This window comes from Vibrio sp. 10N.286.48.F5 (assembly GCF_041469785.1).
Classification (GTDB): domain Bacteria; phylum Pseudomonadota; class Gammaproteobacteria; order Enterobacterales; family Vibrionaceae; genus Vibrio; species Vibrio crassostreae_C.
The window spans coordinates 119,488-141,787 of sequence record NZ_JBFRLG010000031.1 but is presented as its reverse complement, the minus strand read 5'-3'; the positions used below and the strand labels follow the sequence as shown (position 1 = coordinate 141,787).

The 22,300-nt window shown below is 43.6% G+C and carries 22 protein-coding genes; 11 read left to right on the top strand and 11 right to left on the bottom strand.

From position 1 onward, the window contains the following. Nucleotides 1-58: 58 nt before the first annotated feature. Both AB4185_RS17230 and AB4185_RS17225 read left to right on the top strand, forming a co-directional pair. Nucleotides 59-1,192, top strand: coding sequence for a flagellin (locus tag AB4185_RS17230; protein ID WP_017063389.1), 1,134 nt, complete (start codon nucleotides 59-61; stop codon nucleotides 1,190-1,192). A gap of 297 nt (nucleotides 1,193-1,489) precedes the next feature. Further along, entirely contained in the window at nucleotides 1,490-2,623 is a 1,134-nt protein-coding gene (locus AB4185_RS17225; RefSeq protein ID WP_102300543.1) for a flagellin, read from the top strand. A 485-nt stretch (nucleotides 2,624-3,108) separates the two neighbouring features. Here the strand turns inward: AB4185_RS17225 and crr are convergent, their stop codons facing one another. The 5 genes from crr to cysZ all read right to left on the bottom strand — a co-directional run bounded on the left by crr (nucleotide 3,109) and on the right by cysZ (nucleotide 8,110). Then, nucleotides 3,109-3,618 carry a PTS glucose transporter subunit IIA gene (gene crr / locus AB4185_RS17220; RefSeq protein WP_004737851.1) on the bottom strand — a complete coding sequence of 170 codons (510 nt, stop codon included), beginning with the start codon at nucleotides 3,616-3,618 and terminating at the stop codon, nucleotides 3,109-3,111. 106 nt (nucleotides 3,619-3,724) lie between these two features. Further along, nucleotides 3,725-5,449: a phosphoenolpyruvate-protein phosphotransferase PtsI gene (gene ptsI, locus AB4185_RS17215; protein WP_048660880.1), complete on the bottom strand. Its 1,725-nt coding sequence runs from the start codon at nucleotides 5,447-5,449 to the stop codon at nucleotides 3,725-3,727. 136 nt (nucleotides 5,450-5,585) lie between these two features. Continuing rightward, nucleotides 5,586-5,843: an HPr family phosphocarrier protein gene (locus AB4185_RS17210; RefSeq protein WP_004734263.1), complete on the bottom strand. Its 258-nt coding sequence runs from the start codon at nucleotides 5,841-5,843 to the stop codon at nucleotides 5,586-5,588. A 302-nt stretch (nucleotides 5,844-6,145) separates the two neighbouring features. Further along, complete coding sequence (gene cysK, locus AB4185_RS17205) at nucleotides 6,146-7,114, bottom strand: cysteine synthase A (protein ID WP_017061934.1); 969 nt, start codon at nucleotides 7,112-7,114, stop codon at nucleotides 6,146-6,148. A gap of 237 nt (nucleotides 7,115-7,351) precedes the next feature. Beyond that, nucleotides 7,352-8,110: a sulfate transporter CysZ gene (gene cysZ, locus AB4185_RS17200; RefSeq protein WP_029235129.1), complete on the bottom strand. Its 759-nt coding sequence runs from the start codon at nucleotides 8,108-8,110 to the stop codon at nucleotides 7,352-7,354. Nucleotides 8,111-8,339: 229 nt separating this feature from the next. Between cysZ and zipA the strand changes: the two genes are divergently transcribed. The 5 genes from zipA to cueR all read left to right on the top strand — a co-directional run bounded on the left by zipA (nucleotide 8,340) and on the right by cueR (nucleotide 14,502). Further along, nucleotides 8,340-9,383 carry a cell division protein ZipA gene (zipA, locus tag AB4185_RS17195; protein ID WP_372135696.1) on the top strand — a complete coding sequence of 348 codons (1,044 nt, stop codon included), beginning with the start codon at nucleotides 8,340-8,342 and terminating at the stop codon, nucleotides 9,381-9,383. A 92-nt stretch (nucleotides 9,384-9,475) separates the two neighbouring features. Next, nucleotides 9,476-11,488: an NAD-dependent DNA ligase LigA gene (gene ligA, locus AB4185_RS17190; protein ID WP_372135695.1), complete on the top strand. Its 2,013-nt coding sequence runs from the start codon at nucleotides 9,476-9,478 to the stop codon at nucleotides 11,486-11,488. A 525-nt stretch (nucleotides 11,489-12,013) separates the two neighbouring features. Beyond that, nucleotides 12,014-13,114, top strand: a complete 1,101-nt coding sequence (locus AB4185_RS17185; protein ID WP_017069000.1) for a porin — start codon at nucleotides 12,014-12,016, stop codon at nucleotides 13,112-13,114. A 98-nt stretch (nucleotides 13,115-13,212) separates the two neighbouring features. Further along, nucleotides 13,213-14,016, top strand: a complete 804-nt coding sequence (locus AB4185_RS17180) for a DUF2057 domain-containing protein (RefSeq protein WP_372135694.1) — start codon at nucleotides 13,213-13,215, stop codon at nucleotides 14,014-14,016. 93 nt (nucleotides 14,017-14,109) lie between these two features. Beyond that, on the top strand, nucleotides 14,110-14,502 hold the full coding sequence (cueR, locus tag AB4185_RS17175) for a Cu(I)-responsive transcriptional regulator (RefSeq protein WP_017061928.1): 393 nt from the start codon (nucleotides 14,110-14,112) through the stop codon (nucleotides 14,500-14,502). 76 nt (nucleotides 14,503-14,578) lie between these two features. On the opposite strand, the gene AB4185_RS17170 is transcribed toward cueR, so the two are convergent. The 6 genes from AB4185_RS17170 to AB4185_RS17145 all read right to left on the bottom strand — a co-directional run bounded on the left by AB4185_RS17170 (nucleotide 14,579) and on the right by AB4185_RS17145 (nucleotide 19,694). Continuing rightward, nucleotides 14,579-14,758: a hypothetical protein gene (locus AB4185_RS17170; RefSeq protein WP_017061927.1), complete on the bottom strand. Its 180-nt coding sequence runs from the start codon at nucleotides 14,756-14,758 to the stop codon at nucleotides 14,579-14,581. Nucleotides 14,759-15,077: 319 nt separating this feature from the next. Then, nucleotides 15,078-15,527 carry an NfeD family protein gene (locus AB4185_RS17165; RefSeq protein ID WP_017061926.1) on the bottom strand — a complete coding sequence of 150 codons (450 nt, stop codon included), beginning with the start codon at nucleotides 15,525-15,527 and terminating at the stop codon, nucleotides 15,078-15,080. Nucleotides 15,528-15,530: 3 nt separating this feature from the next. Then, nucleotides 15,531-16,460: an SPFH domain-containing protein gene (locus AB4185_RS17160; protein WP_102332549.1), complete on the bottom strand. Its 930-nt coding sequence runs from the start codon at nucleotides 16,458-16,460 to the stop codon at nucleotides 15,531-15,533. A 197-nt stretch (nucleotides 16,461-16,657) separates the two neighbouring features. Next, entirely contained in the window at nucleotides 16,658-17,512 is an 855-nt protein-coding gene (locus AB4185_RS17155) for a co-chaperone YbbN (protein WP_102332548.1), read from the bottom strand. A 396-nt stretch (nucleotides 17,513-17,908) separates the two neighbouring features. Continuing rightward, nucleotides 17,909-18,736: an SDR family oxidoreductase gene (locus AB4185_RS17150; RefSeq protein WP_017061923.1), complete on the bottom strand. Its 828-nt coding sequence runs from the start codon at nucleotides 18,734-18,736 to the stop codon at nucleotides 17,909-17,911. 43 nt (nucleotides 18,737-18,779) lie between these two features. After that, nucleotides 18,780-19,694 carry a TIGR01777 family oxidoreductase gene (locus AB4185_RS17145; RefSeq protein ID WP_102332547.1) on the bottom strand — a complete coding sequence of 305 codons (915 nt, stop codon included), beginning with the start codon at nucleotides 19,692-19,694 and terminating at the stop codon, nucleotides 18,780-18,782. A 289-nt stretch (nucleotides 19,695-19,983) separates the two neighbouring features. Here AB4185_RS17145 and AB4185_RS17140 point away from each other — a divergent pair, with 289 nt between their 5' ends. Genes AB4185_RS17140 through AB4185_RS17125 form a run of 4 tightly spaced genes read left to right on the top strand, consistent with a single transcriptional unit; the run spans nucleotide 19,984 to nucleotide 22,253 of the window. Then, nucleotides 19,984-20,718, top strand: coding sequence for a DUF1538 domain-containing protein (locus AB4185_RS17140; protein ID WP_017072437.1), 735 nt, complete (start codon nucleotides 19,984-19,986; stop codon nucleotides 20,716-20,718). Continuing rightward, entirely contained in the window at nucleotides 20,715-21,509 is a 795-nt protein-coding gene (locus AB4185_RS17135; protein WP_017066002.1) for a DUF1538 domain-containing protein, read from the top strand. Before AB4185_RS17140 ends, AB4185_RS17135 begins: the two co-directional genes overlap by 4 nt. After that, nucleotides 21,499-21,849 carry a P-II family nitrogen regulator gene (locus AB4185_RS17130; protein WP_017062207.1) on the top strand — a complete coding sequence of 117 codons (351 nt, stop codon included), beginning with the start codon at nucleotides 21,499-21,501 and terminating at the stop codon, nucleotides 21,847-21,849. Before AB4185_RS17135 ends, AB4185_RS17130 begins: the two co-directional genes overlap by 11 nt. Further along, nucleotides 21,846-22,253, top strand: a complete 408-nt coding sequence (locus AB4185_RS17125; RefSeq protein WP_017062206.1) for a CBS domain-containing protein — start codon at nucleotides 21,846-21,848, stop codon at nucleotides 22,251-22,253. The genes AB4185_RS17130 and AB4185_RS17125 overlap by 4 nt, the downstream gene beginning before the upstream one ends. The last annotated feature ends 47 nt before the right edge of the window (nucleotides 22,254-22,300 follow it).

Genomic DNA, 22,300 nt, shown 5'->3' with positions numbered 1-22,300 from the left:
AATTGGTCGATATAAGAGCAATCGTGAGTTTTATTCCTCTTTTTGTAAGCGAAGGTCTATGGCTATAACTGTCAATACGAATGTCTCGGCGTTAGTGGCTCAGAGAAACCTCTCTAACGCTAATAACATGCTGAACCAATCTTTGGAGCGCTTAGCTTCAGGGAGCCGTATTAATAGTGCAAAAGACGATGCGGCTGGCTTACAGATCTCAAATCGATTAGAAGCACAGATGAGTGGCATTGATGTTGCTGTTCGAAATGCTAACGACGGTATCTCCATTATGCAGACTGCAGAAGGGGCGATGAATGAAACCACTAATATCATGCAGCGCATGCGAGACTTATCCCTACAAGCGAGTAACGGCTCGAATAGTTCATCGGAACGAATCGCTATTCAAGAAGAAGTCACCGCGTTAAATGACGAGCTGAATCGAATTGCCGAAACCACTTCATTCGGTGGTAAAAAACTCCTTAACGGCAGTTTTGGGCACACCTCGTTTCAAATCGGCGGCAGTTCGGGCGAAGCTGTGCAGATTGGTTTGAAAAGCATGCGTACTGATGACATCAACATGGGCGGCTTTAGCTACGTTGCTAATGGCATGGCCAGTGATTCATGGGAAGTGAAATCAAACCAGAATGATATGACGATGTCGTTTACGGATCGTTTTGGTCAGCCTCAAGAGATCACCATTAATGCGAAAGCGGGCGATGATATCGAAGAGTTGGCGACTTACATTAATGGTCAAACGGATCTCTTATCGGCTTCTGTTAATGATGACGGACAACTTCAGATTTATATGTCAGGTGAAGATACCGCGGGTACCATCTCTTTTTCAGGTTCATTAGCCAGTGAGCTTTCGATGTCAGCGGGCTATTACGAGTCAGTTAATGACATCAATGTAACGGATGTGGGTGGTGCTCAGCGCGCCGTCTCTATTTTGGATACGGCGATGAAGTATGTCGATAGCCATCGCTCTGAATTAGGGGCAATGCAAAACCGCTTTGATCATGCCATTAACAATCTTGAAAACGTTCATGAGAATTTGGCGACATCAAACAGTCGAATCAAAGATACCGACTACGCCAAAGAAACCACTCAAATGCTCAAGCAACAAATACTGCAGCAAGTGAGCACAACGATACTCGCTCAAGCCAAGCAAGCGCCGAATCTAGCTTTAACGTTATTAGGTTAATGAATTACCTACAATCTTATAAAAGCATTTCAGCTTGGCCGGTGCTTTTTGGCGAATAAAAATACAATTTCTCACTCGACTGACTTCCCGGCAACTTTAGCGATTTTCTCATCTTTTTTCGATAATTTTACGACCAGTCACGCTTTCTTCTGTTTTACCGCTATTTCTTTAAATTTGTTGTTTTTTTCCTAAAGGTTTCGCCAATCACGCCGTTATTAAAAGTAACTTAGAGATAACTACTTGGTTTTCCGAGACGTCGGAAACCGCTATACCGGAAAATCAATTGGAGAAGTCACCATGGCAGTGAATGTAAATACAAACGTTTCAGCGATGACAGCGCAACGTTACCTAAACAATGCAAACAGCGCACAACAAACATCAATGGAGCGTCTAGCTTCTGGCTCAAAAATCAACAGCGCAAAAGATGACGCTGCGGGTCTACAAATCTCGAACCGTTTGAACGTTCAAAGTCGTGGCCTTGATGTTGCTGTACGTAACGCGAACGACGGCATCTCAATTGCACAAACTGCTGAAGGTGCAATGAACGAGACGACTAACATCCTGCAACGTATGCGTGATTTGTCTCTACAATCTTCAAACGGCTCAAACTCAAAATCTGAGCGTGTAGCGATTCAAGAAGAAGTAACAGCACTGAACGACGAACTGAACCGTATCGCGGAAACGACGTCTTTTGGTGGTAACAAGCTGCTTAACGGTACTCACGGTACTAAATCATTCCAAATCGGTGCGGATAACGGTGAAGCTGTAATGCTTCAACTGAAAGACATGCGCTCTGATAACGCTCAGATGGGTGGTAAGAGCTACCAAACTGAGAACGCGAAAGACAAAGACTGGAACGTTCAAGCGGGCTCTAACGACCTAAAACTGTCGTTCACTGACAACTTCGGCCAAGCACAAGAAATCGACATCAGCGCAAAAGCGGGTGATGACATCGAAGAGCTAGCGACTTACATCAACGGTCAACAAGATTCTGTTAAAGCGTCTGTTACTGAAGACGGCAAGCTACAAATGTTCACAGGCAACAACAAAGTGAGCGGCGATGTGTCTTTCTCTGGCGGTCTTGCGGGCGAGCTAGGTATTCAAGCAGCTAAAGACGTAACGGTTGATACTATCGACGTAACATCTGTTGGCGGCGCACAAGAGTCTGTAGCAGTAATCGATGCGGCCCTTAAGTATGTAGACAGTCACCGTGCTGAGCTAGGTGCTTTCCAAAACCGTTTCGACCACGCTATCAGCAACTTAGACAACATTAACGAGAACGTTAACGCATCTAAGAGCCGTATTAAAGATACCGACTTCGCGAAAGAAACGACTCAGATGACTAAGTCTCAGATCCTTTCTCAAGCTTCAAGCTCGATTCTTGCTCAAGCGAAGCAAGCACCGAACTCGGCACTTAGCCTACTAGGTTAATCGATTGAAAAGCCACGTTGACCGATAGTGTTGACGTTAGGCTTCCACAAATTAGCTCGTGGTGAGAGATGAGCGCTAAACAGACCCAGCTTCGGCTGGGTTTTTTATTGCCTGAAATTTGGAGAAGAGAGGGGAGTTGTGGTGTTGGTAGTTGATTGGAAAGCGAGATTCCCTATCACGTTCGTGCCTCACTGTAGGGAATGACGGGAGTTGGGTATTGGTGACTCTATAGCTAACTGTATAGAAGAGGTCGGTTTGAGTAACAATCACTCAGGCTTAAACCATAGTGTTTAATCGTCATCCCAGAATCGAACCGAGCGAGATGTCAGGGATCTCTGTTCGTGAGAGGCCCAAAGAAGAAGGGGATTTGTAGTTGTTAGGTATAAGGCCAAAGCGGCTGGTAATCTGGCATTAGAACTATATAGCAGGCACAAAAAACGCCACCCTTAGGTAGCGTTTTAATTAAAGCAGTTAAGTAATCGAGATTACTTAGTTACTTTAAGAACTGGAGTTTCGCCAACAGTTACAGAACCAGAAAGTTTGTTCAGCTCTTTGATTTCGTCCATGTTAGAGATAACAACTGGAGTAAGCGTAGATTTTGCTTTCTCTTCTAGAAGCGCTAGGTCGAAAGTGATGATAGTGTCACCAGCTTTAACAGATTGACCTTCTTCAGCTACACGAGTGAAGCCTTCGCCTTTAAGTTCAACAGTATCGATACCGAAGTGAACGAAAAGCTCAACACCGTCGTCAGACTCGATAGAGAATGCGTGGTTAGTTTCGAAGATCTTACCGATAGTACCGTTAACTGGAGCTACCATTTTGTCGCCAGCTGGTTTGATCGCGATGCCGTCACCAACGATTTTTTCAGCGAAAACTACATCTGGCACATCTTCGATGTTTACGATTTCACCAGAAAGAGGTGCGATGATTTCGATTGCACCAGCATCAGCGCTGTCATCAGATACAAGCTTTTTCAGTTTGTCAAACAGACCCATTGTGTCATGCTCCTAACGTTTAGTTTTATTCTGTAGAATATACTATACCAATCTAACAAATTAGACGACTATTTTTAGCCGTCTAACGTTATTAAGCGATTGGCGATTACTGAGTTTTCTCAGCGATGAACTTTTCTACGCAAGCTTCAATTTCAGCAGCTGTTGGTAGAGATAGTGCTTCGTCAGCCATAGCTTTAACTTCAGCGAAGTTAGAGTTACGGATTACTTTCTTAACTTTAGGGATAGAGATACCGCTCATAGAGAACTCATCTAGACCCATACCAAGAAGAAGTAGCGTTGCACGCTCATCACCAGCAAGCTCACCACACATACCAGTCCACTTACCTTCAGCGTGTGATGCGTCGATCACTTGCTTGATTACTGTAAGAACAGCAGGAGATAGTGGGTTGTATAGGTGAGAAATCATTTCGTTACCACGGTCTACCGCAAGAGTGTATTGCGTTAGGTCGTTAGTACCGATAGAGAAGAAAGATACTTCTTTCGCTAGGTGGTGTGCGATTGCAGCAGCTGCTGGAGTCTCAACCATTACGCCGATTTCGATTTCTTCATCGAAAGCTAGGCCTTCAGCGCGAAGTTCAACTTTGTACTCTTCGATTGCTTTTTTCAGTTCACGGATCTCTTCAACAGAAATGATCATTGGGAACATGATACGTAGTTTACCGTGTGCAGATGCACGTAAGATGCCACGTAGTTGGTCACGTAGGATTTCACGACGATCCAAGCTGATACGTACTGCACGCCAGCCTAGGAACGGGTTCATCTCTTGTGGAAGGTCCATGTATGGTAGGTCTTTGTCGCCACCGATATCCATAGTACGGATAATCACTGACTCGCCTTCCATTGCTTCTGCTACTTCTTTGTAAGCAACGTATTGCTCTTCTTCAGTAGGAAGCGCGTCACGGTCCATAAATAGGAATTCAGTACGGTACAGACCAACGCCTTCACCGCCGTTACGCAGGATACCGTCACAGTCTTTTACTGTACCGATGTTGCCACAAACTTCTACACGGTGACCGTCTAGAGTTTCAGCGTGTAAATCTTTTAGTTTTGCTAGTTCAGCCGCTTCTGCTTCGAAATCTGCTTTGATTTTCTTAGCTTCTGCTAGTTCAGCTTCAGAAGGGTTGATGATGATCTTGTTGTTCATCGCGTCTAGCACAAGCATGTCGCCGTTCTTAACTTGCTTAGTGATATCGTTAGTACCAACGATAGCTGGAAGCTCAAGAGAACGTGCCATGATTGAAGTATGAGATGTACGACCGCCGATGTCACAAGCGAAACCAAGAACGTAGTCTAGGTTGATTTGTGCAGTTTCAGATGGCGTTAGGTCGTAAGCTACTAGGATAACTTCTTCATTGATATCTGCTAGAGATACAATGTTGATGCCTAGAGCATTTTTAACGAAACGAGTACCGATATCACGGATATCAGTTGCACGTTCTTTTAGGTACTCATCATCAAGAGACTCTAGTGCAACAGCTTGCTCTTCGATCACAGTGTGGATCGCGTTGTCTGCGTGCATCTTGTCTTTCTTGATGAGTGCTAAAATCTCTTCTTCTAGCTCTTCATCTTCAAGCAGCATGATGTGGCCTTCAAAGATTGCTTCTTTTTCTTCGCCAAAAGTTTCAAGTGCTTTTTGCTTAACAACTTCAAGTTGTTGAGAAGATTTGTTACGAGCGTCAAAGAAACGCTGTACTTCTGCTTCAACTTGGTCGTCAGAGATAGATTGAGTGTTTAGGACAATTTCATCTTCTTGAAGTAGTAGTGCTTTACCGAAAGCAATACCAGGAGATGCTAGGATGCCTGAAATCATAGCCTTACCTTAGTTGTTCAACTGTAAACGGGAGAGTGTGTGACTTTAAGTCGTCGACTAATGTCGCGCTTATTCCTATCTATTTCGAACAAAGCCACTTTGCTATGCAAAATGGCTTTGAAAGAAGGAGACCGTATTAGTGTAGTTGATCCATAAGAGCAACTAGGTGGTCTACTGCTTGCTGAGCTTGAGGACCTTCAGCTGAAATAGTAACGTTAGTACCTTTTACTAGGCCTAAAGTTTGTAGTTTGAACAGGCTTTTCGCGCTAGCGCTTTTGCCGTTAGAAGTCACTGTGATGTCAGCGTCGAAAGATTTTGCTTCTTTAACGAACTGTGCAGCTGGACGAGTGTGAAGACCGTTTTCTGCTGTGATTTCTACTTGCTTCTCGTACATTTTATATACCCCAATTAATTTATTTTTTGTAAGTTTGTAACCAGATTAGCTTAACTGCTTTAGCCCAAATGCGCTAGAGGCTAGTACGCCATGTTCGTGTTAGAACTTAGACTGGTTATAAATTTTTATCCAGCCATGGTCGTCTTTTGCTGAGTACTCATGACTTTCAGAATTTGTTTATTGCTTCTTTTATTTTGAAGCGAAAAATAAAACAGACCCGATATTACCAAAGGTGGGGCAGGGATCAACAAAAAAGCCCCTAAACGGGGCTTTTTTGGACGAAAAATTGATTTGACCACATATTATTGTTGGTTCTCTTTTTCCGTAAAGATGCCAGCAAATAGGGCTGTGCTTAGGTAACGCTCACCAGAGCTTGGTAGTACAGTAACGATAGTTTTTCCTGCAAATTCAGGTAGTTCGGCGATTCTGTTCGCTGCTACTACTGCCGCGCCAGATGAGATACCAGCAAGAATACCTTCTTCTTTCATTAGGCGTTGAGCCATCTCGATCGCTTCTTCAGAAGTTACCGATTCAACACGGTCAATAATCTCTAAATCTAGGTTTCCAGGGATGAAACCTGCACCGATACCTTGAATTTTGTGTGGAGCTGGTTTGATTTCTTCACCTGCAAGTGCCTGTGCAATCACTGGAGACTCTGCTGGTTCAACCGCTACTGAAGTGATCGCTTTGCCTTTTTCACCTTTAATGTAACGACTTGTACCTGTGATAGTACCGCCCGTACCAACACCCGCGACAAACACATCGATTTCGCCGTCTGTTGCTTCCCAAATTTCAGGACCAGTCGTCTGCTCGTGAATCTGTGGGTTAGCAGGGTTGTTGAACTGTTGAAGTAGTAGGTATTTGTCTGGGTCTGAAGCAACAATCTCTTCTGCTTTAGCAATCGCGCCGTTCATGCCTTTTGGTGCTTCAGTTAGCACAAGGTTTGCGCCAAGCGCTTTAAGCAGCTTACGACGTTCTAGGCTCATTGATTCAGGCATAGTTAGCGTTAGTTTGTAACCGCGTGCTGCTGCTACGAATGCAAGTGCAACACCTGTGTTACCACTGGTAGGTTCAACAAGCTCGATACCTGGCTTAAGCGTACCTGCTTTTTCTGCTTCCCAGATCATGTTTGAACCGATACGACATTTAACACTGAAGCTTGGGTTACGAGCTTCGATCTTAGCTAGGACGTTACCTTTGCTTACTTTGTTAAGGCGGACTAGAGGTGTGTTACCAATCGTTAGGGTGTTGTCTTCGTAGATCTTGCTCATGCGATATTCCTTCATTTAATGACAGAACTAAACGTAGTATATCAATCACTTTACCGTCTAGTGTCTTACGATGTTTATTCAGCTTGAATTTAGATTAAACAAGTTGAAAAAAAGGTAAAAGGATTAAAAAGTTATATCATATAGATATGTAGCAGAATTCACGCCTATCTTTATTGAAATCAGAACTTCAAAAAGATAGGCGAAACTAGGAAGTATAGGCGGGGTAATAGACGAGAATTATAGACGAGAACGCAGAGCTTGGTCTTTAAACTCAGCAACCCACATTGCCGTCGCGCCACAAACGGCAACGGGCATCACAATCAGGTTTAAAATTGGAATAGTAGTGAACACAGAAACAAGCGCGCCAAAGCTGTAGCTCTTACCTTGTTTTTGTTTCAAATTGTTTCTCATGTCATCAAATTTGATTTTATGGTTATCGAACGGGTAGTCGGCGTATTGAATCGCTAACATCCATGCTGTGAAAATGAACCATAAAAACGGAGCAACGGTTTGCCCTAGTGCTGGAATTAACAAAAGTAGGAATAAACCGATCGCTTTTGGCAGAATGTAGACAAGCTTGCGCCATTCTCTCGCTAATATACGTGGGGTATCTTTGAGGACATCAAGTAAACCATCGTCATTAACTTTTTTACCGCTCAACAACTCTTCAACTTTTTCCGCGAGTAAACCGTTGAACGGTGCGGCAATGAAGTTAGCGAGCGTGCTAAAGAAATACGAGAATGTGGCCAAGACGGTTAACACAAGTAATGGCCATAAAATGTATGACAACCACGACAAGAAACTTGGCAATGCACCAATCCAACCTTCAATCCAAGTGTTTAGGTTGGAGAAGATATAAAACAAGGCACCACCAACGAGTAACACGTTCGCGATAAGTGGCATTAGTACAAACTTACGAATGCTCGGTGATAAAGCGATTTTTATTCCGAAAATAAAATAGCCAAAGCCGGAGCGGGGAACAGATTCAATAGTCATATTTAAATTAGGTCACATGTGAATTTGGTTAAATAGCAAACATGTCTAGTGTACTCGACCGAAATTAAGAAAAAAAGCGTGGTGAAAATCACACCATGTAAGGAACTAATTGTATTAAGTTGTTCTAAAACAGTGGCTACTTTTGATAGAGTAGTGAGATTAGCCAAATTAACCCAACTTAGTGACAGCGTGTTTATAGCTAGTTGACTAAGAAAGCTGAGAGCGAAAAATGCAGGAATTGCGATTTGTACTCATTATTGTTGGCGCATTAGCTATCGCCGCATTATTGTTCCATGGTCTATGGACGAGTAAAAAAGAAGGGAAAGCAAAGTTTGGAGATAAGCCGCTCGGTAAGCTTGATAACGACAGCTTAGATGAAGCAGAAACTATTCCAAACCGTTCATTCGCCCCAGAAGATGATTTTGAGATAATCCGAAAAGAACGTAAAGAGCCGGATTTTGCTGTTTCACCCTCTGATACTGATCCGCTGATCGACTCAGATCCGCTAACAGCGCCACAAGCGAAAGAAGCTTACGAAGATGATATCGAATTAAATGATCTTCCTTCTTTCAGCGTAGAAGACCCAATTAAGGTTGAAAGTGAACCTGAAGTGATTGAGGAAGAGAAGGACGTTGAGCCTGAAGTTCCAAGCTTTGAGTTGACTGACGAGCAAAAAGAAAACCATGCCGGCTTTAAAGTGCAGTACGGTTCGTTTGAAGAACCTTCTGAGCCAGTTGATGAGCCAGTCGTTCCAAACGAAACGCTTACTCAAAGAGAGCCAGTTGTTGCGAAAGAAGTCGTGACTCCGCAAAGTGCGACTGTTGAAGAAGCAAAACCAGATGAAGAACTTGGTTTAGAAGTGATCGTTCTTAATGTTCACTGTGCTGGAGAGATCCCATTCGTTGGTACTGAACTTTTCCGCAGCATGGAGAACAACGGTTTAACTTATGGTGAGATGTCTATCTACCACTGCTTTGCACAATCTACAGATACACCAAAGGTTATTTTCAGCGTTGCAAACATGATGCAGCCAGGAACGCTAGAACATGATGATCCTGCTGACTTCACGACTAAAGGTATTTCGTTCTTTATGACGTTGCCTTGTTATGGTCAAGCTGATCAAAACTTCAATGTGATGCTGAGTGCGGCGCAGAAAATTGCCGACGATATGGGCGGAAACGTGTTGGATGAGTCACGCAACTTAATGACACCAAACCGTTTATCTGACTACCGCAAGCAAATCAGAGACTTTATGACGGCATCGAATACCTAGCCGTATTGTTTAGCCTTGTAAATAATCTATATTTATAGAAAAGGGCTCCTAAGGGAGCCCTTTTTGATATTTCAATCACGATAGAGAATGATATGAAAGAATCGATTCAAGTTACCTTAGAGCAGTTAAGAGAAACTCTGCATTATCACGCCGTTCGTTATTACGTAGAAGATAGCCCTGAGATCCCTGATGTCGAGTACGATCGATTAATGCAGCAATTGCTAAAGATCGAAGAAGAGAACCCGGAACTAGTGACGGTAGATTCTCCGAGCCAACGTGTTGGTGGTCAGCCTCTCGATGGTTTCACTCAAGTGACTCATGAGATCCCAATGCTTTCTCTGGACAATGCTTTCTCTGATGAAGATTTGGATGCGTTCAATAAGCGAATGTCTGATAGAGCGCCAACCGCTAACCTCAAGACTTTCTGTTGTGAACCTAAGCTTGATGGCCTTGCCGTTAGCCTACTCTATGTGAATAGTACTTTAGTTCAGGCTGCGACACGTGGTGACGGTGCGACGGGTGAAAACATCACTGAAAACGTGCGTACGATCAGCTCTATCCCACTTAAGTTACAAGGTGAAGGCTGGCCGCAGCGTATTGAAGTTCGTGGCGAAGTGTTTATGCCAAAAGCGGGTTTCGATAAGTTGAATGAGATGGCGTTGAAGAAAGGCGAGAAAGTATTTGTTAACCCACGTAATGCCGCCGCAGGTAGCCTGCGTCAGCTTGATTCTCGTATTACTGCGAAACGTCCGCTAGCTTTCTACGCATACAGTGTCGGTGTTGTACAAGGCGCTGAGCTATCAAATAGTCACTACCAACGCTTTTTACAGCTTAAAGGTTGGGGCTTACCTATGTGCCCCGAGACTAAGCAACTGAGCTCTCTCGAAGACGTGAAAGCCTATTACCAAGATATTATGACTCGTCGTGATGCTCTGGCTTACGAGATTGATGGCGTTGTTATCAAAGTCGACGATATCGCGGCTCAAGAAGTACTTGGCTTTGTTGCACGAGCGCCACGTTGGGCAATTGCTTATAAGTTCCCAGCTCAAGAAGAGATTACACTGCTCAATGACGTTGAATTTCAGGTGGGCCGTACTGGCGCTATTACGCCGGTTGCTAAACTTGAACCTATCTTCGTTGGTGGCGTGACGGTCAGCAATGCCACTTTACACAATGCCGATGAGATTGCGCGTTTAGGCGTGAAGGTAGGCGACAGCGTTATTATTCGCCGTGCAGGTGACGTTATTCCACAAATAGTGGCTGTTGTACTAGATCGTCGCCCTGAAACGGCTAGAGACATTGTTTTCCCTGATGCTTGCCCAGTATGTAGTTCTGCGGTTGAGCGTGTAGAAGGTGAAGCTGTAGCGCGTTGTACTGGCGGTTTAGTCTGTCAGGCGCAGCGTAAAGAAGCACTTAAACACTTTGTTTCTAGAAAGGCGCTAGACGTTGATGGACTGGGCGTGAAAGTTATTGAGCAGCTTGTGGACCGTGAAATGGTCGAAACACCTGCTGATTTATTTAAGCTAAGTGCTGGCGTGATTACTGTTCTTGACCGAATGGGGCCTAAATCGGCACAGAACGTCGTGAGTGCGTTGAATAAAGCTAAAGACACGACGTTAGCGCGTTTCCTCTATTCACTCGGTATTCGTGAAGTCGGTGAGGCGACAGCGATGAACTTAGCGCAACACTTTAAGACGTTGGAACTAGTTCAAGCAGCTACTCATGAACAATTAGTTGAAGTGTCAGATATTGGTGACATCGTTGCTAGCCATATCACCAGCTTCTTCTCACAAGAGAAAAACAGAGCGGTCGTCGATCAGCTGATAGAGCTAGGTGTGAATTGGCCAATCATCGAAGAAGCTGCCGATGACCAAGAGCTACCATTAGAAGGTAAAGTCGTTGTGTTAACAGGCTCATTGTCGCAATTAGGTCGAAGTGAAGCTAAAGCTGCGTTACAAGCATTAGGTGCGAAAGTGACGGGTAGCGTATCGAAGAAAACGGACATCTTGTTTGCCGGTGAAGCTGCGGGTTCTAAATTAACTAAAGCACAAGATTTAGGTATCGAAATAAGAACAGAAGAAGATCTAATAGCCCTTATTTCGTAAGTAAATACAGATAAAAAAAGCTCAAAGGCACTCCTTTCAAGGGAGTGCCTTTTTTGTTTCTGATATAAAAATGAGGGCTTTTTAATTGTTGAGAATTTTGTTCCTATACGAACTCTAAAATCAGGACAGTGACGCTGCTCAACATTAATGAAATACCATTGTAGTTGTATCAAAAATGCGAGTCATATCTATTTTTACAAAGTGATAATTACCTCAAGTTGTTGAATTTATTGGTATTGATTTTGTTTTGGTGAGGATTTTTCTATTTATCGATCTGGATCACTAAGTACCTATTAAATTTGCACCAACTCATATTTTTTTAGATGAAAATTAAGTTCTCATTGATCTTTTTGAGGGCGAAGTTAGTCTTAATGCCATGGATGCACATGATGTGTATAACCAGAAAGGAAATAGAGAATTCAGAGTTTAGGGTTCTCAAACAAGAAAAGGTATTTCTCTCTACGGCGGCCAACTTTAGGCGGGGAATATTCAAACAGCTATATCCATTTTTAGGAGTTTTATTCCATGGAAAACAAAATTTTCAAACGTACTCTACTAGGTGCATCCGTTGCACTTTTATCGACAGGCGTAATGGCGAAAGAAGTTGGTATCAACTCTGATTTCAACGTTGACGTATACGGTGTTGCAGCTATCTCTCTAGTTAACTACAACACAACTGACAACAACGACTCTAGTACTGGTTACGCTGTAGAGAATGAATCTCGTATCGGCTTCCGTGCTCATAAAGAGATGTTTGATGACGTATTAATCACAATGCAGATTGAATCTGGCTACGTAGATAGCACAGACTGGGGTCATGGCGGCGTTTCAGGCGGTGTGCTTGGTTTCCGTGATACGTTCGTTGGTGCTTCTGGCTCTTGGGGTAACCTGCGTGTGGGTCGTGTTCTTACTCCACTATACGAAATCGTCGACTGGCCATTCTCTAACCCTGGTCTAGGTTCTGTATTCGATTGGGGCGGCATCAACGGTCACTACGATCGTCAATCTAACCAAGTTCGTTACGATTCAGCTAAATTTGGCGGTTTCTCTTTTGCAGCTTCTGTTGGTCGTGACGATAACGACAACGGTGGTGGTGCAGCAACTCGTGACGCAAACTTTGTTGGCGCAAGTGCTAAGTACAGCTTCGAGAAAGTAACATTAATGGGTGCGGTTGAATCTGGTACTCGTGTCGTTGCCGCGTCTGGTGGTGATTGGTCTTTTGATGAAAACGGTAACCCAGAACAGGCTCCTGAAGTAGCTGGTTACGATGATGATACATTCGCATACATTGTTGGTTTCGAAGCTAGCCTACCAGCAGGTTTCGGTTTCGCTGCAGCATATAAAGGCGAAGAGCTAGATAACGGCATCCGTAAGCAAACACAAGATTCTTACTCAATTATTGGTCAATACTGGAACGGTCCAATCGGCTTTAAACTGGGTTACGCAGCGAACTTAGAATCTGAACTTAACGGTAAGAAAGAAGCTAACTCAGACAGCAACACTATTTCTGGTCAGTTAATGGCTGTTCATAACGGTTTCGTACCTTACCTACGTGTAGCGGGTCGTACTGTTGGTGACGCTGATACAGATATCGTAACTCGCGTTGGTCTTGAATACGGTTTCTAAGCTAGAATCTTTAGCTTAAACAGTTAGATAAAAATCAAAACGCTGGTAAATTTTGTTTGCCAGCGTTTTTCCATAGTGAACATAAGGAATTAGTCATAATGAATAAAGTTAGTGTAGTCGTATTATCATTATTTTTGGGAGCTTGTAGTTCACTCGATTCACAAAGTAATTTTGTAGACTCAGTTGCAGATGTACAGCCAAAAGGTGGCTACATTCAAGTGACTGGGCAATCTTATGTAGCGGAAAGTAAAGCGAATGTCGGGGCAGACATCCTGAAATCGTCACTCTACTTTACATACAACAAAGAAATAACGCAGAATTCGGCTCCAGAATCTTCCATTACCATGGATGTAAGCTATTTCCAGAGCTATAAAGAATACGAAACCGTTAGCTTTTTTGGTAAGACGATAGACCTTGAAGAGAGACAACTTCCAAGAGAGAGCTGCAGCGAACACTGCACAAAGACTCAGTATATTAAATTTCCATTGAGCGAAGCTGACATCCAGCAAGCAAGAAAAAAGAATTTAGAATTTACACTTGATGGACAAAACTCAGTGATGAGTACAACTTTCATTGTGCCGAAAGCGTATATCGACACAATTTATAACGGTGCAAGTAATCATACGGCTATCGCTGTTGCTCCGGTTGCGGTACCTGTTGCGGCTGTAGTTGCTGAAGAACCAAAAGCGTCTCAAGCTCAAGAGATGGTTAATTACTGGTATGGTCAAGCGACAAAAGAAGAGCAAGCTGCTGTGACTGATTGGGCATTCAAGAATCGTAAAAACGCTACCCCAACATCACTAGAAGGCTCAAAAGAAATCGAAATGGTTTCATATTGGTTCAATAAGCTAAACAGCGAAGAAAAATCTCAAACTATGATTTGGCTATTAGAGCAAGAGTAGGCTTCTAACGTAAGTCTCTAGCTATGTTTTTCAACCGCAGTATTGTATAACAGCAGTACTGCGGTTTTTCATTTTAGGCTTACAGGTAAGATTGTGAATATTGGTGAAGTAGCGAAGCGTGTTGGTACAACAGCGAAATCCATTCGTTTTTACGAAAGTAAAGGCATGATGAGCCCACCGCACCGATCAGAAAATGGTTACAGGCAATATGGCGAGATTCATATCGAACAGTTAGAGTTCGTTTTGAGAGCTAAAATGGTTGGTTTCACTCTCGATGAGTGTAAGTCACTGGTTGAGTTGGCAATGAATCCCAACAGACAAAGCTACGAAGTAAAGAAGAAGGCTACTCAGAAGTTAGATGAAATAGAGTTGAAGCTTGCGGAGTTAAACAAGATGAAGGTGCAGCTACAATCTTGGGTACATGACTGCCCTGGAGATACTTCAACGGAATGTCCTATCTTGAATAATCTATCTGGCCGCAGTTAGGTTATTCCAGTTCTAAATAATCGTCAGGCAGCAATTTCATTACTAGCCTGACTTTAATCACCTATCACAGCACCTATCACAGCACCTTTCCGCCGTAATGTTTACAGATCAACAGTGGTACATGAGTGACTGCGTTACCATCTGAACACTTAACGATAGGCCCCATGTTTCCGTTACCAGGAGACTGACTGCTCGCTAGAGCGCTTCCAAATGACAAGCTGAAAATAGCCGTTAGAATTATTAAAAAATGTCTCATACAAACTCCATTAGGTTTATCTCTAATTGAGATAATTGAAAGTATGGACAAGGAAAAGAAAATTTCAAAAATTGGACGGACTTAACATTTTTAATAATTATAAATAAGCGAGAGTAAGGTTAACTATTCATATATATATTGGGTAAGAAATCTGGCTTTCTTATACCTTTTTAGCTCAATCAAACTTTTTAGCTTTACGAAATAAGAACTTATTTTTTTTTCAATTCAATCTATCGCAATGATAATTCGAATATTATTAAGGTTCAAAAATAGAAAAAGCCTGCATTTATTGAAAATGCAGGCTTCATATAGCTCTTGTTTATAAAGGTTCTATTATTAGAACGATTCCGTCTAAAGCGACAATCTTAATTTCGGTTCCAGATGGAATATCTTGACTGGCCTTTGCTGACCAAGAAGAGTCACCGAACTTAATTCGACAGCTACCTTTCTTTACGTCTTCACTTAAAATAACGGTTTGACCTACCAATTGCTTTTCTCTTTGGTTTAACTCTCGCCCTGCATCCGATTGCTTGTCATTCGAGAGTTGTCTTCTCCACCACAACCAAGTGGTAATAAGAGAGAAGCTAGCAAAGGACAGCCATTGCATCTGCCAACCAATTGGTAATGCTCCTAATAGGGCACCGACCAGCATGGCAGATATGCCTATCCATAAAAAGTAACCAGCGGTTCCAATTAGCTCAAGCGCTAACAATGCTAGACCAAACGCTAACCAATGCCAGTGGTTTACTTGTTCTAGTAATTCGACCATAAGTTAGTCCTTACTACCTTTGTCATTCTTATGTGCAAACATCTCCGCGATACCCGCTACAGAACCCATAAGGCCAGTTGCTTCGAGTGGTAGCATGATGATCTTGCCGTTTTCTGCTTGACCAATTGATTTCAGTGCGTCGGTGTAGCCTTGTGCAATGAAGTAATTGACCGCTTGCATGTCACCTTGAGCAATTGCCGTTGATACCATTTCTGTCGCTTTAGCTTCTGCTTCTGCGGCACGCTCACGGGCTTCTGCTTGCAATATTGCCGCTTGCTTCTCACCTTCTGCTTTCAGGATCTCTGATTGCTTGTGGCCTTCTGCTTTCAAGATCTCAGCTTGTCGTACACCTTCTGCTTCTAAGATATCAGCACGTTTATTACGCTCGGCTTTCATCTGGGCATTCATCGCAGCGGTCAGATCGGCTGGTGGCTGTACATCTTTGATCTCGATGCGAGTAACTTTTACGCCCCATGGGTTGGTTGCTTCATCCACGATATTTAGCAGCTTGGTATTGATCATGTCACGCTGGCTAAGCATTTCATCCAGCTCCATAGAGCCAAGTACAGTACGGATATTGGTGAGGGTTAAATTACGGATCGCATGCTCAAGGTCATTGACTTCATAAGCCGCTTTCGGTGCATCGATAACTTGTACGAAGCAGACAGCATCAATCATGACATTAGCATTATCTTTGGAGATGACTTCTTGTGCTGGGATGTCGAGAACACGCTCCATCATGCTGATGCGCTGTCCAACTTTATCAATAAATGGAATGATTAAGTTAAGACCCGGTTTAAGGGTGTGTGTGTATCGCCCGAAGCGTTCAACGGTCCAGTTGTTGCCTTGTGGAACGGTTTTTACGCCAGCGAAGATAAATAACAGTGCGACGGCAGTAAAGACGCCGATAGTAATCAAGGTATCAATAGGCATACAAAATCCTTTGCAAGTTTGAGTTTTTGATAGTTCAGTATTGATACTGGCTCATATTTAAATTCTGAGCAAATTTATAAACGAGAAATGGGCCATAAAATATTGATTTTATGGCCCATTTTACATTCTATTATGCGATAAACTAATTGATTGAATTGTCAATTTTCGATGTTTAATCTACGGCTTTTTAGGTTTAACTAGTAAAGCAGAGAGTACAGTTGTCGACGGTACTTACTGGCAACTGGGTTACCTTGTCCAAGCGCACTCAAGATGTCCATGAACTCTTTCTTCATGTCACCATCGAGAGCATTAAGATCTTTGGCTAGGAAAGACCATAATAGATCCATAGCTTCTTCACTGCGGTTCACTTGGTGATATTGCAATGCTAATTCAGATGCTGTTTTAGCGTCGCTCGGATTTTGCTGAAGAGCTGCTTCTAATGCTTGTATTTCAGGGCTGTCTGCTGCTTGTTTATGAAGTTTAAGCTTTGCAACTAAGCCTTTGTAGTAGTTGTCTTGGTACTCAAGAGGGATAGTTGCTAGCTGAGTTTCAGCAAGGTCAAATTGTTGCGTTTCTAACAAACACTCTGCGATCGCCAGTTTTACTTCACCTTTATTCGTCAGCTCTGCTGGAAGTTGCTGCATTGCTGCTAGTGCCTGTGTGTGCTCGCCAGCTTGCATTTGCTCAAGAGCCTGACGCAAAGCAAGTTCATCTTGGCTAGGAAGGTGTTTGCTGAGCATATCGACAATAGCTTCTATGCTTTGAGGGCCACCGAGCCCATCGACTGGCTGACCATTAACAAACAGTGCAATAGTGGGCAGTGCTTGAACACCAAACTGGCTAGCAATAGCTTGCTCTTGTTCGCAATTGAGCAGGGCTAAGGTGAAGGCACCGTTGTATTGCTGAGTTAAAGTTTGCAGTTCAGGAATGACTTGGGCGCTCTCTTGGCTCATTGGTGCCCCAAAATGGATGAGTACAGGGGTCTGCATCGAACCTTCTAATACTTGACGAAAGTTCTGCTCATTAAGTTCAACAATATGCGGAGATTGCATTTACGTTCCTTGAGGTTTGTTTTGTGGATACGTTGCAAATATGGGGGGGTTAGTCGGTAACTTCAAGATCTAACTCGGTTATCTCGGATAAAAAGAACCAAAAATAGAAAAACGCTATGCTTCGATGTTGATAGAGTTGTTATCTCAACATGGAAGGCATAGCGTTATCATCGAGGTAGTCAGTGAGGCGTTGCGTGAGATACTCAAAACAGTATAAACAGCGTAATTGCCAGACCCACACCTACCCAATTAAGGCGGTTTAAAGTCATGAGATTTCCAGAGTAGAACCATCAATTGGGAATAACTGATGGGATAGGATAATCATGACATCTTATTGTTACGGAAAAATTACATCGTTACATTAAAGTTTGCGACTCTGCATTCAAAGTTAGTAATTTATGCAGCTTTTCTCAAAATAGGGTCTAGCAAGCGACTCGGTAGAATCCTTTTCAATACCGCGAACACTTTAGTCGGGGTCGTAACTCGGTATCTTAGCTTGGGTTTGTCGGCGGTGAGAGCATGGAATACCGGCTCAATACAACTTTCTGGAGGCAGGACAAAAGCGTTATTCGATGATTCTTTTTCGAGTCGATCTTTTTGTTGTTGGTAAGCGTCTTGGTGGGCGCTGCCAGAAATGTTGATCCATTTATTGAACGCTTTCAAGGCATTGGTTCTAAATTGAGTCTCAATTGGCCCTGGTTGCAGTAATGAGATCTGTATACCGCTGCCATGCAGTTCTAATCGTAAGGTATCTGTCCAACCCTCAATCGCGAATTTAGAAGCATTATAAGCACCACGATACTTCATGGCTGCAAAACCTAATACGGAACTGTTTTGTACGATTCGACCTTCGCCACGCTCGCGCATGTGCGGAAGGATCTGACAGACGAGATGATGCCAACCAAAGAAGTTGGTTTCGAATTGTTCTCTGAGTCCTTGGGTCGGTAAGTCTTCTAGTGCCCCTGCTTGACCGTAAGCACCGTTATTGAATAATCCATACAATCCATTAGGTGCGAGATCAATAGCAAGCTTGGCGCCATGCTCAATACTTTCTTGGTTGGAAAGATCTAATTGAATACAGGTGAGGCCTTCATCTTGAAGGCGTTGAACATCTTGTGGATCACGACAAGATGCAATGACATGAAAACCACGCTTTTGAAGTGCATGAGCACATGTATAGCCAATACCTGTTGAGCAACCGGTAATCAGAATCGACTTGTTCACACTTAATCCTTTATTAGAGTCTCTATCGCTCTAGGGTAAAGAATTAGTCTTGATGTTGTAACAAGTTTTTTAGTGCTGGCTCGATTCTTGAGTAACTAAAGATGAATCCCATCTCAGTGAGTTTCTTCGGCTTGGAGCGAATGCTGTCAAATAGCAAACAAGATGATTCCCCCATGAGAATCGACATTGCCCATTTCGGCGTGAATAAGAAATGCGGTCGGCCTAATTGTTTCGCTAACGTGCTGCTGAACAGTTTGTTGGTCACAGGGTGAGGGGCACACATATTGAATTCCCCTTGAGCGTGGGGGAGTGACAACAAGTGATTGATGGCTCTCACCATATCGAGAATGTGAATCCATGGCATGTACTGCTCACCTGAACCTATTGGACCACCGACGCCGAGTTTATAAGGCAATAGCATCTTCTTGAGTGCGCCGCCATTCTCGCCAAGTACAACCCCTGTTCGCAGTAGTATCACGCGTGTGCTTTCTGATTGTGCTCTCTTGGCTATCTCTTCCCAGTGGGCACAGACTTTATGAGGAAAGCTTTCATCTTCTACTTGCAGTGACTCGTCAAATGGGTGCTGCTGTTGATCGCCATAGTAGCCGACGGCTGAACCGCTAATAAAAGCGTGTGGCGGGTTGTTACTGGCATGAATTAATTCGACCAGCTTTTCAGTGATGTGCCAGCGACTGTTACAGATCCTCTCTTTTTGCTCTGTACTCCAACGCTTATCGGCAATCGGTTCACCCGCGAGGTTGACCACCACATCAAAGTCATTGAGATCACTGAGCTCATCAAGGGATTGAATGTAATGAAGGTTGTTCTGGTTGAGGTGATTTAGGTTTTGCTTCGCATTTTCAGGACTCCGCGTCAGCAATGTCACGTCGTCAGTGTTCCAACTCTTGACCAATTCAGAGCCAATAAATCCAGTACCACCCGTTAACAATATCTTCATACCAATCTCCCTATTAAACATAATTATAGACATGGCTTGTTTTTAGTCGCCAATCAATACGAAAAAATCACTATAACGATCATAAGGTTTCAATCGTGTGATGCCCAAATTACGCCTTTTTCAATTTACAAAGGAGTGAAATTAAATTCATCAAGTCAGGATGTGTACCGTCATCACACTTATGCACTTTACTCGGATATGTTACCAACTGCGTAATATTTGTCACATAAGCAATGATAAGGATTTGCCATGATTATTATTAATTCATAATCAGCGACAAGGAATTGCGATGACGGCGGTGCTTGCTTTGTTTCGATCCATGTTAGGTAGCCTGAGGGATCTATTGCCAATCGTGGCGGTAATCGCTTTCTTCCAGCTTGCTGTCTTACAAGAGCCACTTCCTCATCTTTTATCTATTCTGACTGGCTTAGTGCTCGTCGTTTTTGGACTCACTTTCTTTATCTTTGGCCTTGAAATGGGGTTGTTTCCAATTGGCGAATCGATGGCTCAAGCATTTGCCAGAAAGGGGAGTGTGTTCTGGTTATTGATCTTCGCTTTTTGTTTGGGTTTTGGTACCACCATAGCCGAGCCAGCGTTAACCGCAGTCGCTGCCGAAGCCGCAGAAGTGGCAGCTGAGGGAGGTGTAATCCCCAATACGTTAGATGAAATGGAGCAGTATGCCAATGGCCTGCGCTTTACTGTGGCACTGTCAGTCGGTATCGCTATTTTACTCGGTGTGCTGAGAATCTTAAAAGGTTGGCCAATCCAGTACATGATCATCGGTGGATATATTGGAGTGGTCGTGCTCACTGCATTTGCTCCGGAAAACATCATTGGAATTGCGTATGACTCTGGTGGAGTAACGACATCGACGATCACCGTCCCATTAGTAACTGCGTTAGGGGTGGGTTTAGCCTCGGCAATTAAAGGGCGTAATCCGATGATAGATGGTTTTGGGTTGATCGCGTTTGCTTCGTTGCTGCCGATGATGTTTGTCATGGTGTACGGGATGGTGGTGACATGATCAGTGTTCAACAATTTATCGACACCTTTCTCGGCACTGTGATGGATGTGATCCCGATTGCGATCATCATCTTCGGTTTTCAGTTGGCGGTATTACGAAAGCCAGTCAATAACCTAGCCAAAGTGCTGATCGGTTTCTTCTACGTCATTCTTGGCTTATCACTCTTTTTGATGGGATTGGAGCTCGCGTTATTCCCTCTAGGGGAGACGATGGCAATGCAACTCACCGAGCCAAGCTTTTTGACTGAGTTTAAGATCAGTTCTGGTCTTGCTTTGGTTTGGTTTGATTATTACTGGGTTTACCTGTTTGCGTTTTGTATTGGTTTCAGCACCACGATAGCCGAGCCTTCTTTGATAGCTGTAGCGATTAAGGCGAACCAAGTTTCCGGTGGCAGTATCAGCGTCAATGGGCTGAGGATCGCCGTGGCATTGGGCGTTGCTATCGGTATCTCTCTGGGCAGCTACCGTATCGTTGCGGGTGACCCGATCCATTACTACATCATTTTTGGTTATGTCGTCGTGGTCATTCAAACCTTTTACGCCCCAAAACTCATTATCCCATTAGCCTACGATTCGGGTGGCGTCACTACATCAACGGTGACAGTCCCTTTAGTGACGGCGCTCGGGCTTGGACTTGCTTCAACCGTACCAGGAAGAAATCCTGTCATTGATGGCTTTGGATTGATCGCCTTTGCCAGCTTATTTCCCATCATTTCAGTGATGGGCTATGCCCAAATAACACAATGGTTAAACCGTTTACATACCTCTAAGGAGAGCAAAGATGCGCTTTAAACTTATCCTAGCGTTTGTAGAAGAGAGCAAGACCGACACTGTGCTCGATGCCGCGCGTGATGCGGGCGCGACTGGAGCAACGGTGATTAATAACGCCAGAGGGCAAGGCTTAAACCAAAAAACCACCTTCTTCGGCTTAACGTTAGAGGTGCAAAAAGATGTGTTGCTGTTTGTGGTTGAGGAACACTTAGCTAGGCATATTCTTGAAACTATTGGCGAAGTCGGCGAGTTTGACCAGGAGTCAGGACAAGGTATAGCGGTGCAGATCGATATCGAAGACGCAGTCGGGGTTGCGCATCAAGTCGAGACGTTAACAAAGGTTGTGGAGGATGAGCTATGAGTACCAGTGAAAAGATCCGAGTAGGCGATGTCATGGCCAATACGTATGTGATTATCGATGGGCTAACCACGGTGTTAGAAGCGATAGAGATGGCTAAAAAGCACAAAGTGAAGGCAATCATTGTCGATAAACGCCACGAAGATGACGAATACGGTATCGTATTGATGAATGACATTGCCAAGAAAGTACTGGCTAAGAACCGATCTCCAAAGCGAACCAATGTTTATGAGATCATGACCAAGCCAGCGCTAAGCGTGTCTGCTGAGATGAACGTAAAGTATTGCGCTCGCCTGTTTGAACGCTTTGGTATCAGTCGTGCGCCAGTAGTTCGTGATAACAAGATAGTCGGTATGGTTAGTTACAATAATATCGTGATCAATGGTATGGCGAGAGATGACGTGTAGCATTTAGATACGTACAATAGGCTCATAAATTTTATGGAGAAGTACGT

Coding starts and splice junctions, on each gene's coding strand:
- zipA (WP_372135696.1), top strand. CDS start 8,340: ATGCAGGAATTGCGATTTGTACTCATTATTGTTGGCGCATTAGCTATC.
- cysZ (WP_029235129.1), bottom strand. CDS start 8,110: ATGACTATTGAATCTGTTCCCCGCTCCGGCTTTGGCTATTTTATTTTC.
- AB4185_RS17170 (WP_017061927.1), bottom strand. CDS start 14,758: ATGAGACATTTTTTAATAATTCTAACGGCTATTTTCAGCTTGTCATTT.
- crr (WP_004737851.1), bottom strand. CDS start 3,618: ATGGGTCTGTTTGACAAACTGAAAAAGCTTGTATCTGATGACAGCGCT.
- ligA (WP_372135695.1), top strand. CDS start 9,476: ATGAAAGAATCGATTCAAGTTACCTTAGAGCAGTTAAGAGAAACTCTG.
- AB4185_RS17230 (WP_017063389.1), top strand. CDS start 59: ATGGCTATAACTGTCAATACGAATGTCTCGGCGTTAGTGGCTCAGAGA.
- AB4185_RS17225 (WP_102300543.1), top strand. CDS start 1,490: ATGGCAGTGAATGTAAATACAAACGTTTCAGCGATGACAGCGCAACGT.
- AB4185_RS17155 (WP_102332548.1), bottom strand. CDS start 17,512: ATGCAATCTCCGCATATTGTTGAACTTAATGAGCAGAACTTTCGTCAA.
- AB4185_RS17145 (WP_102332547.1), bottom strand. CDS start 19,694: ATGAAGATATTGTTAACGGGTGGTACTGGATTTATTGGCTCTGAATTG.
- AB4185_RS17210 (WP_004734263.1), bottom strand. CDS start 5,843: ATGTACGAGAAGCAAGTAGAAATCACAGCAGAAAACGGTCTTCACACT.
- AB4185_RS17185 (WP_017069000.1), top strand. CDS start 12,014: ATGGAAAACAAAATTTTCAAACGTACTCTACTAGGTGCATCCGTTGCA.
- AB4185_RS17160 (WP_102332549.1), bottom strand. CDS start 16,460: ATGCCTATTGATACCTTGATTACTATCGGCGTCTTTACTGCCGTCGCA.
- ptsI (WP_048660880.1), bottom strand. CDS start 5,449: ATGATTTCAGGCATCCTAGCATCTCCTGGTATTGCTTTCGGTAAAGCA.
- AB4185_RS17140 (WP_017072437.1), top strand. CDS start 19,984: ATGACGGCGGTGCTTGCTTTGTTTCGATCCATGTTAGGTAGCCTGAGG.
- AB4185_RS17165 (WP_017061926.1), bottom strand. CDS start 15,527: ATGGTCGAATTACTAGAACAAGTAAACCACTGGCATTGGTTAGCGTTT.
- cysK (WP_017061934.1), bottom strand. CDS start 7,114: ATGAGCAAGATCTACGAAGACAACACCCTAACGATTGGTAACACACCT.
- AB4185_RS17135 (WP_017066002.1), top strand. CDS start 20,715: ATGATCAGTGTTCAACAATTTATCGACACCTTTCTCGGCACTGTGATG.
- AB4185_RS17125 (WP_017062206.1), top strand. CDS start 21,846: ATGAGTACCAGTGAAAAGATCCGAGTAGGCGATGTCATGGCCAATACG.
- AB4185_RS17180 (WP_372135694.1), top strand. CDS start 13,213: ATGAATAAAGTTAGTGTAGTCGTATTATCATTATTTTTGGGAGCTTGT.
- AB4185_RS17130 (WP_017062207.1), top strand. CDS start 21,499: ATGCGCTTTAAACTTATCCTAGCGTTTGTAGAAGAGAGCAAGACCGAC.